The organism is Paractinoplanes brasiliensis, assembly GCF_004362215.1.
GTDB lineage: Bacteria > Actinomycetota > Actinomycetes > Mycobacteriales > Micromonosporaceae > Actinoplanes > Actinoplanes brasiliensis.
Genome location: NZ_SNWR01000001.1, coordinates 6,523,892 through 6,536,197 on the forward strand (window position 1 = coordinate 6,523,892; position 12,306 = coordinate 6,536,197).

At 71.5% G+C, this 12,306-nt stretch carries 13 protein-coding genes; 10 read left to right on the forward strand and 3 right to left on the reverse strand.

Annotated features, from left to right (window positions below):
* Positions 1–205 precede the first annotated feature (205 nt).
* The 9 genes from C8E87_RS29335 (at position 206) to C8E87_RS45785 (ending at position 7,576) form a co-directional block, all read left to right on the forward strand.
* On the forward strand, positions 206–607 hold the full coding sequence (locus tag C8E87_RS29335) for a hypothetical protein (RefSeq protein ID WP_133876073.1): 402 nt from the start codon (positions 206–208) through the stop codon (positions 605–607).
* Between the two features lie 13 nt (positions 608–620).
* On the forward strand, positions 621–2,393 hold the full coding sequence (locus tag C8E87_RS29340) for a hypothetical protein (protein WP_133876074.1): 1,773 nt from the start codon (positions 621–623) through the stop codon (positions 2,391–2,393).
* 1 nt (position 2,394) lies between these two features.
* Positions 2,395–2,604, forward strand: a complete 210-nt coding sequence (locus tag C8E87_RS29345; RefSeq protein WP_133876075.1) for a hypothetical protein — start codon at positions 2,395–2,397, stop codon at positions 2,602–2,604.
* A 1-nt stretch (position 2,605) separates the two neighbouring features.
* Positions 2,606–3,148, forward strand: coding sequence for a hypothetical protein (locus C8E87_RS29350; protein ID WP_133876076.1), 543 nt, complete (start codon positions 2,606–2,608; stop codon positions 3,146–3,148).
* A gap of 16 nt (positions 3,149–3,164) precedes the next feature.
* On the forward strand, positions 3,165–4,730 hold the full coding sequence (locus tag C8E87_RS29355) for an AAA family ATPase (protein ID WP_133876077.1): 1,566 nt from the start codon (positions 3,165–3,167) through the stop codon (positions 4,728–4,730).
* Positions 4,731–5,120: 390 nt separating this feature from the next.
* The gene (locus C8E87_RS29360; RefSeq protein ID WP_133876078.1) at positions 5,121–5,768 is read left to right on the forward strand and encodes a hypothetical protein; all 648 of its coding nucleotides are present in this window, start codon (positions 5,121–5,123) and stop codon (positions 5,766–5,768) included.
* Positions 5,765–6,481: a hypothetical protein gene (locus C8E87_RS29365; RefSeq protein WP_133876079.1), complete on the forward strand. Its 717-nt coding sequence runs from the start codon at positions 5,765–5,767 to the stop codon at positions 6,479–6,481. The genes C8E87_RS29360 and C8E87_RS29365 overlap by 4 nt, the downstream gene beginning before the upstream one ends.
* Positions 6,482–6,494: 13 nt before the next feature.
* Positions 6,495–7,106, forward strand: coding sequence for a DUF2510 domain-containing protein (locus C8E87_RS44675; protein ID WP_203720918.1), 612 nt, complete (start codon positions 6,495–6,497; stop codon positions 7,104–7,106).
* 56 nt (positions 7,107–7,162) lie between these two features.
* On the forward strand, positions 7,163–7,576 hold the full coding sequence (locus tag C8E87_RS45785) for an Atu4866 domain-containing protein (protein WP_239080599.1): 414 nt from the start codon (positions 7,163–7,165) through the stop codon (positions 7,574–7,576).
* 3 nt (positions 7,577–7,579) lie between these two features.
* Here the strand turns inward: C8E87_RS45785 and C8E87_RS29380 are convergent, their stop codons facing one another.
* The 3 genes from C8E87_RS29380 to C8E87_RS43890 form a co-directional block, all read right to left on the reverse strand.
* On the reverse strand, positions 7,580–10,315 hold the full coding sequence (locus C8E87_RS29380; RefSeq protein ID WP_133876080.1) for an alpha-amylase family glycosyl hydrolase: 2,736 nt from the start codon (positions 10,313–10,315) through the stop codon (positions 7,580–7,582).
* Between the two features lie 142 nt (positions 10,316–10,457).
* Positions 10,458–11,276, reverse strand: a complete 819-nt coding sequence (locus tag C8E87_RS29385; RefSeq protein WP_133876081.1) for a class I SAM-dependent methyltransferase — start codon at positions 11,274–11,276, stop codon at positions 10,458–10,460.
* 43 nt (positions 11,277–11,319) lie between these two features.
* Entirely contained in the window at positions 11,320–11,484 is a 165-nt protein-coding gene (locus C8E87_RS43890; protein WP_166661281.1) for a hypothetical protein, read from the reverse strand.
* Between the two features lie 546 nt (positions 11,485–12,030).
* On the opposite strand from C8E87_RS43890, the gene C8E87_RS29390 reads away from it, so the two are divergent.
* Positions 12,031–12,303, forward strand: coding sequence for a hypothetical protein (locus C8E87_RS29390; protein ID WP_133876082.1), 273 nt, complete (start codon positions 12,031–12,033; stop codon positions 12,301–12,303).
* The last annotated feature ends 3 nt before the right edge of the window (positions 12,304–12,306 follow it).

A 12,306-nucleotide genomic window follows, 5' to 3' on the forward strand; every position in this document is an offset into this window, starting at 1 on the left:
AGTCGATCATCGCGACCGTCCTGATAAAAAGCATTCTCCTGCTTGGACGGAAAGCCGGAAGGCATCGACGGCGCTGGTCCGGCGCGCAATTCTGCTGTTAGTGTCCAGCCACCGGCCGGGTGCCGGATTCCCCCTGCAAGATCCGTTTAGTGACCGGAGCGAAATGGAATTCGCGCGACGGCGCCGTGTCGAGATGCGCCCAGACATGCGTTCGACCGCCGGGCAGGACCGGCAACTGTTCCAGCCCGATCACCGGCAACGACGCAAGCCGCGGCACGCCGGGATCATCGAGGCCGTGCACCGCTGCGACGCCCGGCTCGACGCGGCCACCCGCGCCCAGCTCGCCGCGTGGATCCGCGCCGAGTACGAGAGCGAGTTCGGCGACGTCCCGCTCGGCCTGTTCTCGCTGTGCCACCTCGGTCCGCCCTACGTCGACCACCGGCTCGACCTGTGGCAGTCCATCCTCGAGCACTACGCCCCGGCCGATGTCGTGCCGGAACCGTTCGCCCAGGCCCGGATGCTGGTCCGCTCCGGCGCCTACGAGTTCGTCGAGGTCTACGCGAGCGGTGAGCTGCGCCCGGTCCTCGGCGACGGCTCGGTCGTCTGAAAGGGATCCGGTCATGGCAGACATCGATTACACGCTCCGCAACAAGGTGGACGAGGTGCAGGGGCTCGTGCTCCGCCTCGAGCAGGGCATCGGGCAGGTCGGGATGCAGGTCGCGTCCGTCGGGCAGCAGGCCCAGGAGACCCGCGACCGGCTTCTGCACCTGACGCAGGAGTTCAACAAGTACGTGGTCGAGTCACAGAAGGTGGCCAACATCCAGCGGGCCGAGACCCGGATCGGCGTGGTCAAGGCGGAACTCGATCGCGAGTACGGCCACTACCGCAAGGTCCGCAAGGTCGCCACCGGCATGCTGCAGGGCTTCGACGCCGGCCTGATCTCCAACGACATCGCCCGTCAGGTCAGCCAGCAACTGATGATGGAGACGCCGCGCTACTGGCTGGCGCCGCTGCTGATCGCGCTGCACGCCTGGATCGGTGACCAGCGGCAGCTGTGCGACGACGCCGTACGCGAGGCCTTCACCCGCTCGCCCACCAAGACCTCGCTGTTCATGGCGCTCACGCTGCGCCGGCAGGGCCGCGACGAGAGCTCGCTGCGCTGGCTGCGGCACTACCTGGCCGCGCTCGACCCGGGTCAGCTGGGCCGCGAGTTCGCGATGGTCCTGGAATGCGTGTCGCAGGGCGCGTTCGGCCCGGCCGGCGTGGCGCTGATCCAGGACCGCCTCGACACCTGGCGCGCCCAGCTGCTGCGTGACGAGTCACGCCACCAGGCGCAGGTCGACCGCTGGCGCATCGAGCTCGAGCGCTACGTCGCGCCGTCGTCGGCCGCGGGCTTCCCCCGGCTGGTGGCGGTGTCGCCGCAGTGGCCGCAGATGGACACCGCCCTGAGCCGGGCCGGCGCACACGAGAACCTGATCCGGGAGTACTCCGCGATGGCCGCCGAGGAGCCCACCCCGGCCGACCGGCTCGAGGACCAGGTCGACGACATCCTCGACCTGCTCGTCAGCGGCTACGACGACGAGGAGCTGCCGCTGCGCCGCGAGCACGCCGAGCACCAGGCCGTCGTCCGGCACCAGGGTGACCTCGACGCGGCGCGCCGCTCGCTCGACACCGACCTGCTCGCGTTCGAGAAGCGGCTGGACTACCTGACCATCCAGACCGAGGCGGCGCTGGCGCCCGGCAAGATCGGCGTCTCGCGGGCGACGCAGCGGATGGCCGTGTCGTCCTGTCACGAATGGTTCGCCCAGGCGCACGCCGCCTACAGCCGTGACTACCGGGCCGCGGTGCCACCCAACGTCGAGGCGGTCTTCGAGGGAACCCACAACGCGGCCGGTGTCGTGTTCCAGCTGCCCCGCTGGGCGGGCTCGTTCACCCAGCCGATGGAGGCCCTCGAGCGCTCGTTGAGCGACCACTGGGACCGCGCGGCCAAGCCGTTCATCGATGGCCTCGCCTACAAGTGGGGCGCCAACCTGATCGGCCCGATCGCGGTGGCCGTGGTGTTGTTCGTGTGCGCGTTCGGCGTGCACTGGTCCCTCGCCCTGATCGGCATCGTCGCCGGCGGCATCTGGGCGCTCGTCCTGTGGAGCCAGGCGCAGGCCGCGGCCAGGCGCCAAGAAGAGGTGCGGGCCCTGCTCGCCCGGGCCAAGCAGGACTCGTTGCAGCAGCTGCGCGGCGCCGGCGCCGAGGTCGTCGACTGGTCGAACGCCTTCCGGCAGGCCGACAGCCGCGAGTCCGAGGTGCGCGCGCTCATCGCCGACCTCGGCCGGGCCGGGAGCCCGGCGTCCCCCTACGAGCGGCGTGTCGCGGACAGCGGCGCGCGGAGCGGAGTCTGACATGGTCCAGCCGAACGTCCCGCCGCAGCACACCCCGCCCGCCCAGCCGCTCTTCCCCCAAGCCGTCGAGGAGGACGTGCCCTGGGCCCGGCAGAAGAGCACCCACGAGCCGCTCACCGGGCGCCGTCGTCACCACCTTCGCCACCTGCCCGACTGGGACCCCGCACCGCCCGGCGAGATCGTCGTCCAGCGTCACCACCGGGCGGACTGAGATGTGGATCAGCGGGGGCGCCTACCACGCCTGGAGCACCTTTCTCGACCAGTGGGGCGGCGGCGCCCCGATCGACCCGGCAACCCTGCCGCCGCTGGCGCGCGAGGACCTCGCCGCCGACACCTGGGCCCGCCTGATGAACCAGATCACCGCGGCCATGGATCGTCGGCTCGGCGCCTGGTCGGACACGCTCGCCCGGGAGCTCGGCAACGCCCGTGACGAGTTCGCGGCGGCGCGGGCGCTCGACCACGCCCGGTGGGGGCTGCCCGCGATCCGGGCCCTCGCCGCCGCGCCCGGACTGCCCGAGGACGTGCGCGGCCAGCTGACCGGGCTGGTCGACAACCAGATCCGGTCGACCCAGAAACAGATCGACGAGGCCGTCCAGCGGATGCGGCGCAGCGGGGTGCCGGCCGCCGCGGTCGAGGCGCGGCTGCGCACCGTACGGGACAACCCCCTCACCGCCGTCCTCGGGCCGAACCACGCCACCGGCGGCGGATGGGACACCGATCCGACCGTGACGCCGCGGCGTCGCGTGACGTTCTAGCGATCCGGAGCACGACATGTCGAACTACGCCGAGTCCGCCAAGGACCTGGACAGCTACATCTCCGCCCGGGTGCCGCTCATCGGCGTGCACAGCATCGAGCAGAACCGGGCGCTGCGCCTGGTCAAGCAGACGGCCATGAACCCGCGCCGGTCCAGCCTGCCGTTCTGGGTCTACACCCGCGCCACCGGCCTGCGTGACCTGCGCACCAACCTGCCGGCCCAGGAGGACCGCTCGCTGACCGGGGCGATGGACTTCGCGGCCGAGCAGTTCACCAAGCGTGCCCAGGCCACCGTCGTCTTCGTCGACCCCGAGGACCTCAGCGACGACAACACGGCCAGCCGCCACGTCGCCGAGCTGGCCCGGCTGGCCGACGCCAACGCGGGCAGCGTCATCGTGGTCAGTGACAGCCCGCTCTGGAGCGGCCTCGAGCGCCTCGGCATGAGCGTCACGCTCGACCTGCCCGACGCCGGCGAGATGTACGAGGTGATCGTCGAGTTCCTGCGCGACCACCACGGCGTCGTCCCGATCGCCTGGAACGAGCAGGACGCCCGTACGGCGGCCGAGTTCCTGGTCGGCGTGCCCGAGGGCACCGCGGTCAACGTGATGGCCACGCTGGTCACCAAGGGCTCGGTCGACAAGGACGACGTGCAGCGGCTGGCCGAGTTCAAGGACAAGCACTTCGGCGCGCTGGCCGGCCTGGAAAGGGTGAAGCTGAAGCAGTCCGACCTGCAGGTCGGCGGGCTGAGCAGCATGCGCGCGTGGCTGCGCCGCAAGCAGCGCATCATGTCGAGCGACCTGCGCGGCACCGACCTGCGCCCGCCCCGCGGCATGCTGCTGGTCGGGGTGCCCGGCTGCGGCAAGTCGCTGTCGGCCAAGGCGACCTCCGCCGAGTGGCGGCTGCCGCTGTACCGGCTCGACCTCGGCGCGATCCTCGGCCAGTACGTGGGGCAGTCGGAGGGACGGCTGCGCGAGGCGCTGGAGACGGCCGACCGGGTGGCGCCGTGCGTGCTCTGGATCGACGAGATCGAGAAGGGCCTGGCCGGCCAGAACGACAGCACGGGCGTGAGCCGGCGGCTGATCGGGCAGTTCCTGTTCTGGCTGCAGGAGTCCCGGCACCGGGTGTTCGTGGTGGCCACCAGCAACGACGTGCGGTCGCTGCCGCCCGAGCTGCTGCGCAAGGGCCGCTTCGACGAGATCTTCTTCGTCGACCTGCCCGAGGCGCCGGACCGCCACGAGATCATCGAGATGTACTACCGGCGCTACGTCCGTCAGGAGCCGCCCGCCGAGGTGGTCGACAAGCTGGTCGGGCTCTCCGAGGGCTTCGCCGGCTCCGACATCGAGTCGGCGCTGCACGAGGTCGGCGAGCAGATCTTCCTCAACGGCGCGGAGTCGCTGCGGCCCGAGAACGTGATCGACACGTTCGTCAACACGGTCCCGCTGAGCCGCACCAACCCGGAGCAGATCGAGGAGATCCGGGCCTGGGGCCGCGACCGGGCCGTCCCCGCGGGCCGGCCCCCGGTGCACACCGACATCAGCGCCGGCGGCGCCCGCAGCCGCCGAGTCGTCGTCTTCGGGGACTGAGCCATGTCCGACCCGCACCAGCGAAGCGGCGGCGTCTGGGACGCGGCCTCCCTGTTCTCAGGCGACCCCACCCCGCCGCCCCAGCCGTCGTCGCAGCCGCAGCAGCCGCCACCTTCGCCGCAGCAGCAGCCGCCACCTTCGCCGCAGCGGGCACCGTCGCAGCCGCCACCGTCGTCGCAGGCACCGGCCCAGCCCGCCGGCCAACAGCCGACCACGCTCGCACCGCCGCACATTCCGCCCGCAGCGCCGCCGCAAGTCCCGCCCGCGGTTCCTCCCGGCCCGGCGTGGGGTCATCAACCGTCGTACCCGCCGCCGTCGGTCACCCCACCGGCGGTTCCCGGGCCGAGTTCATCCTCGTCCCGGTCCGGGGCCGGCGGCCCCGGCCGGCGCATGCTTGTTCTGGCCGCCGCCGCGGCCGTCGTGCTGGTGGCCTTCGGGATCGGCGCGATCGTCGTGCTCGGCCAGGGCGGGAAACCCGAGGCAGAGGCCGGCTCGATCGGCGAGCGGCCCACCGCCGTGGACACGACCCTCCCGTACGAGCCGGTGCCCGAAGGGCCGGTGGACGGGGACACAACCACCGAGGAGACGACGCCGACCGAGGCGACCGTCGCGCCGGTGGAGGAGACCGAGGAAGCGGCGCTGGCCGAACTCGAGGAACTGGCCGCTCAAGGGCTGACCCAGGTCTCCTTCCGGGGGCAGTACGCCGCGCAGATCGCCTCGAAGTATCCCGGCATCCACGACAAGCTGCAGACCACCGCGGCCGGCTCGCACACGTTCACCGCCGCCGACATCCGCGACGAGCACCGGCAACTGGCGAGCGCCCATTCCAGCCCCGAACACCCGGTGATCCTGCTGAGAAGCACCGACTACGGCAAACGCCAGCAGGTGAACGGCCGGCATCTGTGGGTCACCTTCGCGATCGGCGACTTCCCGGACAGGCAGTCGGTGCTCGACTGGTGCGACAACCAGTTCGCCGAGCTCACCGCCGACGAGCGGGCGAACCAGTGCGCCGTACGGAAACTGAACCCCGGGCGATGAGCGAGCAGCCGCCGCCCTGGGCCCGTCCGCGCGAGGACACCGGGCAGATGTTTCCGTCCCGGCGCGTACGGGAGGAAAACCCGGAACCGAACCGCCCCGCGCGCCCACCAGCCGCCCCGGGCGGGCCCCCGCCCGGCCCGAGGCCGCCCGCCGCTCCCGGCGACACCGAGCCCGCGGCCGTGCGCCGGGACCCGCACATCGGGCTGGTCACAGGCCCCGTCACCTACACCGCGGTGGCCGAGGCCCACCGAGCCGGCATCGGGGTGGTGGCCGTCGTGATGAGCGCGGTGATCGCCATGGTCGCGCTGCTGGCCACCGCGCTGGCCGGCCGGGCCGGTGGCGTCCTGCTCCTGACCGGGTCGGCTCTGATCGCGGCCTGTGTCACGGCTGTCGTGCTGGCCGACCGCCTGGCGATCCGGCGGGGCATGGGCTCGGAGTGCCGCTTCGTGCTGCGGGCCGAGACCGGCAGGTCCGTCACCTGGTCGCTGCACGGCGCCCCGCGCAACGATCTGCTGCGCACCGGGGATCTGATCCGCGTCGTGCCCGGCCCGCGTCGTCAGGCCCGTGCGGTCGAGGTGCTGGCCGCGCCGGACGGGCCGGTGGTCCGCCGTCTGACCGGCGGTGGCCTGCTGGCCCCGGTGCAGTGGTCGGGTCTGGCCCTCGCCGTGGTCCTGCTCGCGTTCACCACAGCCGTCCTGTTCGGCGTGTTCTGACAAGGAGAGATCTGTGCGCAAGTTCCTGCTCTGGCTGGGCACCGTGTGGGTCGGCATGGCCACGATCGTCGCCGTGTTCACCACCATGATCGCCGCGAGCGGCAGCGGCAGCACCGGCGCCGATGACGTCAGCACGGGCGGCGTCCTGTTCAGCGGTGTCGTGCTGTGGCTGTTCGCCCTGGCCGGCGGTCTCGCGCTGAGCGCCCCGGCCTTCCTGCGACCACCCGACGGCGGGGGCGGGATCTGGTCCTTCTCGTTGCCGTTGCCGATCTGGATGTTCCTGCTCCTGCTCAAACTGGCGTCGTGGATCGGCTTCTACGTCCTGCTCGGCGTGTGGATGCTCATCTTCCGGCTCTGGAACAACCGCCAGGGCAACCAGCTGCCCAGTTTCGCCGGCGCCCCGCAGCAGTTCGGCGGCCCCCAGCCGTACGCGCCGCAGGGATTCACCCCGCAGCCCTTCCGGCCCCAGGCGTACCCCGCGCAGGGTTACGCGCCGGGAGCGGGCCTGCCCGCGGCCGGGTGGCACCCCGACCCGACCGGCCGCCACCGGCACCGCTGGTGGGACGGCTTGCGCTGGACCGACCGGGTCGGGGACGGCAGGACCCAGGGGACCGACCCGATGTAGCTGGGTGGGTGCAGCGCACCCTGAACCGCGCCGGCCGACCGCCCTACGGTGGGTGCATGAACGTTGACCTGCGCAAAGCATGGAAGATCGGCCCCCGCAAGGGTTCCGCGCCGTACCTGCGGACGGTGCTTCTGCTCCTGGCGGCGGGCGCCCTCGCGGCTTGCCGGACAGCGCCCGCAGAGGAACCCGCGGCGAGCGCGGAACCCCACCCGTACGTGGGTATGTGGGTGACCGCGGACAACCACATCCGGCAGGAGTTGCTGCCGAACAACCGGTACGACGAGGCCCGCGGGACGAAGGCCAGCGCCTACACCGGGCGCTACCAGGTGACCGGCGACCACATCGACTACTGGGACGACAGCGGGTTCACCGCCGACGGCCGGTTCGACGGGGACGTCCTCCACCACGGCGGCTATCTGTTCTACCGCGAGGGGAGCGCCGCCCACCGGAAGGCCGCCGGCGGTCGCTGAACCTCAGCCGGTCGGCGGCGCGGTGGTGTAGACGGCCGGATCGCCCTGCACGAGCCAGATCTGCGGGTTGTCGATCGGGGTGAACGCTCGGTCCCCGCCCGGCTCACGGGTGGACGGCACGGCGTCGCCGTTGGGCAGGTGCATGATGAAGTTGACCGGCTTGCTGTCGTCGGCGAGCGGGATCTCGTACGTCGCCCAGCCGCCCTCGACGCGGGTCGCGGGCCACGGCTTGTCCCAGGCGACCTGGGCCAGCACGGCCGGGTCGACCGCCTCGCCCCACAGGTGCAGACCCCAGTCCGTGTAGTCGCCGGCCGGCCGGTAGTAGTTCACCGTCGCCGTGGTCAGCGGCGGGCCCGCGTACCGGACCGTGCGGACCGGGCTCACCACCCGCGGGTCACTGAGCACGGTCCGGTATCGGACCTGGGCGCCGGCGGCCAGGTTGAGCGGGGTCAGGTCGTCGAGGACCGTGTACGCGGGTGACGACTCGTCCCGGCCGATCGTCGTCCAGGCGCCACCGGCGACACTGCGCTCGAACCGCACCACATGGCTCGCGCTGTCCGGGTCGGCGATCGCGCGCACCTCGACCTTGCCGCGCACGTTGGCGCCCTCGGCGGGGGCCTCGATCGTCAGCGCGGGCGCCGGCACCTTCGCCGGGCGGGCGGGGCTGGTGGCGGTGTGCCCGGCGTTGTCGAGCACGACCGCCCGGTATTCGACGTTCGTTCCGGCGCCCAGCCCGGACACGTCGTGGAACACCCGGTAGGGCGCGTTGTCGTCGGTGCCGATCGAGGTCCAACCCCCATTCCCCGTACGGGCGTAGAAGGTGACCTCGGCGGGCGCGGAACCGGACAGGGTGGCCGAGACCTGCATGCGCGCCCGGGACTCGGCTGCCGGCGCCGGAGTGGACAGGGACACCGCCGGGGCGGCCGTCGACGCGGGGATCTTGGTGGTGGAGGCGTAGACAACCGTCGACAGCGGCGGCACGGTCAGCGTGAGCTTCCGGTCCGCGGCCGATGTGACTGTGGACGGACCCGGCCCGTACACGCGCTCGAACTTGCCCCTGGAAAGGTAGGTCGGGACGGCTGCCGTCTGCGCCGTGGAGCTGTTGTTCAGGGCGACGACGTATTCGCGCTGGCCGGCGCGGGAGAACGCGTAGACGCCGGGGCCGTCGGCGGCGTACCGGTGCTGGTGCACGCCGTCGCGGAGGGTGGGATGCCGTTTCGTCACCGCGGCCAGGGCGGAGATCCCCGCGTACAGGGGGTGGGTCTGCACGAAATTGTCCTGGGCGTGCGTGGCCGTGGTGCCGATCAGGTCGTCGTCGAGGTATTCCGGAACGCGGCTGGCGAACAGGGTCTGCCGGGCGTCCTGGTCGCCGCCGGGGCCGGTGAAGCCCTGCTCGTCGCCGTAGTAGACGACCGGGTTGCCGCGCGAGAAGTACATCAGCTCGTGCGCGAGCCGGTCGCGGGCCAGCCAGACGGCGTCACCCGCACCGGGGTTGTCGGCCTGCACGAAACCGCCGATGCGGCCCATGTCGTGGTTGCCCAGGAAGGTGGGCAGCTGATAGACGTTCGAGTCGGCGTCGGTGTACCAGTCGTCACCGGCGAAGAACTGCTCGAGCGCGGCCGCCGGCCGGCCCTTCGAGGCGTAGTCGCGGGCGGCCTCCTGGAAGCCGAAGTCGAGCACGGCCTGCATCTTGTCGCGGGTGGTGAACTGCGAGGTGAAGCTCTTCGAGGTGTCGAAGACCTCGCCGAACATGAAGAACTCGGGCTTGCCGTGCTTGCGGGCGAACGACAGCACCTCGGGCCCGAACTTCTGCCAGAACTCGTCGTTGACGTGCTTCATGGTGTCGATCCGGAAGCCGTCGATGCCGAAGTCGGCGATCCACTTCTCGTAGATGTCGATCATGCCGGTGACCACGCGCGGGTGCTCGGTGAACAGGTCGTCGAGGCCGAAGAAGTCACCGTACAGCGAGTTCTCGCCGACGAAGGTCGTGTCGCCGCGGTTGTGGTAGAGCGTGGTGTCGTTGAGCCAGGCCGGGACCTTGAGGTCCTTCTCGGCCGCGTCGAGCACCGGCTCGTACGGGAACGAGGTGGCCGGGTCGAGCCGGGGGAAGTTCGCCTCGCCCGCGTAGTCGCGGTCGTCGAACGGGCGTCCCGAGGCGGTCTTGTACGGCGCGACGTCCTTGGAGACGTACGGCTGCCGGGCCCCCGACTGGTAACCGATCACGTCGGCGGTGTGGTTGGTGATGATGTCGAAGTAGACCTTCATGCCTCGCCGGTGGGCCGCGTCGATCAGCGACTTGAGCTCGGCGTTGGTGCCCAGGTGCGGGTCGATCTGGGTGAAGTCGGTGATCCAGTAGCCGTGGTACCCGGCCGACGGGCCGTCCTCGAGCTGTACGGCCTTGTTCTTGAAGCTGGGCGTCAGCCAGATCGAGGTGGTGCCCAGGCCCTTGATGTAGTCGAGGCGGCGCAGCAGCCCGGCCAGGTCGCCGCCGTTGTAGAACCCCTTCCTCGTGGGGTCGAACCCGGACACCAGCGGGTCGCTGCCGAGGCCGCCCTGGTCGTTGGCGGTGCTGCCGTTGTCGAAACGGTCGGCCATGACGAAGTAGAAGTTCTCGTCGGTGACCGGCGCGCGCAGCGAATGCCGCCCCGGCAGCCGATCCGAAGCGGCGGCCGGACTGCTGATCATCCCCCCGGCCAGAACCGCGGCCGTGACAGCGGCGAGTTTCCTTCGTAGGCGCATCACATCTCCCCGACGAGATCGATCCGTAACGTGGCCGTAGCAGGCACGTCTCGGACTGTAGTGGATGTCCGAGGTTCACCACCGTGAATCTCCGCCGGGACTGGCAGGTCGTCCGTGGTTGTGGCCGGATCGACGCCGGTAACTACCGGAACGGATGGTTGCCGCCCGTCACCCACCAGCACGCGGCGGTGAAGCGCACCTCGTCACCGTGGACGTAGGGCGCAAAGGCGGGCAGCACCATGTCGATGACCTTGGCCCGGGTCTCGTCGTCGACGCCGGGCAGGGCCAGCCCGACCGGGCCGAGCCGGGTGAAGTAGCCGACCAGCTCCCGCTCCGGGAACGTGCAGGTGACGTCGACGGGCTCGACGGAGACGCCTGTCCAGCCGGCGGCGTCGAGGATCGAGCGGACCCGGCCGGCGTCGGCGAACCCGAACTGCCCCGGCGCGTCGGGGCGCCGTGGCGGCAGGTCCGGCAGCAGCGGTGCGGCGGCTCGCTCGGCCACCGTCATGAACGGGTTCTCCGCGATGTCCCGCCACGCCACGAAGACCAGCCCGGCGTCGTCGGTCGCGCCCCGGCGCAGGTGGCCGAACGCCCGTACGGGGTCGTCGAAGAACATCACCCCGAACCTGGACATGATCAGATCGAACGACCCGGGCTCCCACTCGTGCTCCTGGACGTCGGCGCGCACGAAGTCTGCCCGCCCGCCGCGGGTCCGTGCCGCCTCGAGCATGGGCTCGGAGACATCCACCCCCAGGCACCGCGTGCCCGCACCCAGCCGTCCGGCCACCGCCACCGTGGTGCCGCCCGTGCCGCAGCCGACGTCCAGCACGCTCGCGGGCCGCCGCGCGCTGACCGCCTCGACCAGCAACTCCTCAAGCGGCCGGTACATCTGATCCATCAATGCCTGGGTCTGCACCCAGGCCTGCCCCGAGGGGCCGTTCCACCGCGCGGCGCCATTCATGTGAACACTCTGACACCTCCCGGCGGGGAGGAGAGCGGGCCGGTCAGGCGGGGTGGCGGTCGCGGTGCGCCGGGTGGGTTCGCGCGCCGACGGCGAACGGGTGGCGCAGCTGCCTCATGGCACGTTCACCCCGGTCGGCGACGTGCGGGGCGGGCAGTTCCTCGGCCCGGTCGGCCGGCGCGAGGAACTGGGCGGGAACAACAGTCATGGGTGGTGCCTCTCTGGGACGGTGCGGCGAGGCGAGGCAGAGCTCGGGGAGCCGTGAACCGGAAGACGATGGATCGAGCGCCGGCGACGGCGGCTGACCTCATGGGGATCGGCCGGCCGGAGCGGCTCGAAGAAAACGGTGTGGCTGCTGGTCCGCTCGGGTCGGAGTTCGCTCGGGTCGAACTGTAAGCGTGGCGCTTTGACGCAACCAGGCAACCACCGCAAACGTAGCACACCGGCCCCGCCGGGCTGTGCGGCGCCGGGCCGCAGTGCAGAGGGTCACTCGGTCCGGCGACGCGGGGCCACGAAAACCGGACGGGGGCCGCGTAGAGTTGCGTCGATCGGTCCGTCGGCAGCACCGGCGGCCGTCTGGCCCACCGGGCATGCTGCGCAGGTCTCGGCAGTCTCACCGGACCACCCCCGACCCGGCGTCGCCTGTGTCCCGGCCGTCACCTCGGCGGCCGAACGACTCGTTGTTCCCTGACGGGCCGTGCGCATAGGCGCGCCCACCACCGGCCTGTTCAGCACAAGACCCCGGGAGAATCCCATGACCGTTGTGTCCACAACCGTGCGCGAGCCGTCCAAGACGCTGCGCGAGAAGAGCGCCGACAACTTCCACGCCGCCCTCGCGGCCGTGCTGGTCACCGGGCTGGACAGCGCCCTCGAGGCCGGCGACCACGCGAAGGCAGTGGCCATCATCAACCGCGGTTTCGCCGAGGGCCGCCCCGAGCTCGGCTGTGACCTGCTGTGCCGAGCCATCGCGGTGGTCGGAGCGGCCCGTACGTGGACGGTGCAGCTGGCCCCGGTCACCCAGCGGTGAACG

Bases quoted from the DNA above. Each gene is read 5' to 3' on its own strand.
- C8E87_RS29335 (WP_133876073.1), top strand. From the start codon at position 206: ATGCGTTCGACCGCCGGGCAGGACCGGCAACTGTTCCAGCCCGATCAC.
- C8E87_RS29340 (WP_133876074.1), top strand. From the start codon at position 621: ATGGCAGACATCGATTACACGCTCCGCAACAAGGTGGACGAGGTGCAG.
- C8E87_RS29345 (WP_133876075.1), top strand. From the start codon at position 2,395: ATGGTCCAGCCGAACGTCCCGCCGCAGCACACCCCGCCCGCCCAGCCG.
- C8E87_RS29350 (WP_133876076.1), top strand. From the start codon at position 2,606: ATGTGGATCAGCGGGGGCGCCTACCACGCCTGGAGCACCTTTCTCGAC.
- C8E87_RS29355 (WP_133876077.1), top strand. From the start codon at position 3,165: ATGTCGAACTACGCCGAGTCCGCCAAGGACCTGGACAGCTACATCTCC.
- C8E87_RS29360 (WP_133876078.1), top strand. From the start codon at position 5,121: ATGCTTGTTCTGGCCGCCGCCGCGGCCGTCGTGCTGGTGGCCTTCGGG.
- C8E87_RS29365 (WP_133876079.1), top strand. From the start codon at position 5,765: ATGAGCGAGCAGCCGCCGCCCTGGGCCCGTCCGCGCGAGGACACCGGG.
- C8E87_RS45785 (WP_239080599.1), top strand. From the start codon at position 7,163: ATGAACGTTGACCTGCGCAAAGCATGGAAGATCGGCCCCCGCAAGGGT.
- C8E87_RS29380 (WP_133876080.1), bottom strand. From the start codon at position 10,315: ATGCGCCTACGAAGGAAACTCGCCGCTGTCACGGCCGCGGTTCTGGCC.
- C8E87_RS29385 (WP_133876081.1), bottom strand. From the start codon at position 11,276: ATGAATGGCGCCGCGCGGTGGAACGGCCCCTCGGGGCAGGCCTGGGTG.
- C8E87_RS43890 (WP_166661281.1), bottom strand. From the start codon at position 11,484: ATGACTGTTGTTCCCGCCCAGTTCCTCGCGCCGGCCGACCGGGCCGAG.
- C8E87_RS29390 (WP_133876082.1), top strand. From the start codon at position 12,031: ATGACCGTTGTGTCCACAACCGTGCGCGAGCCGTCCAAGACGCTGCGC.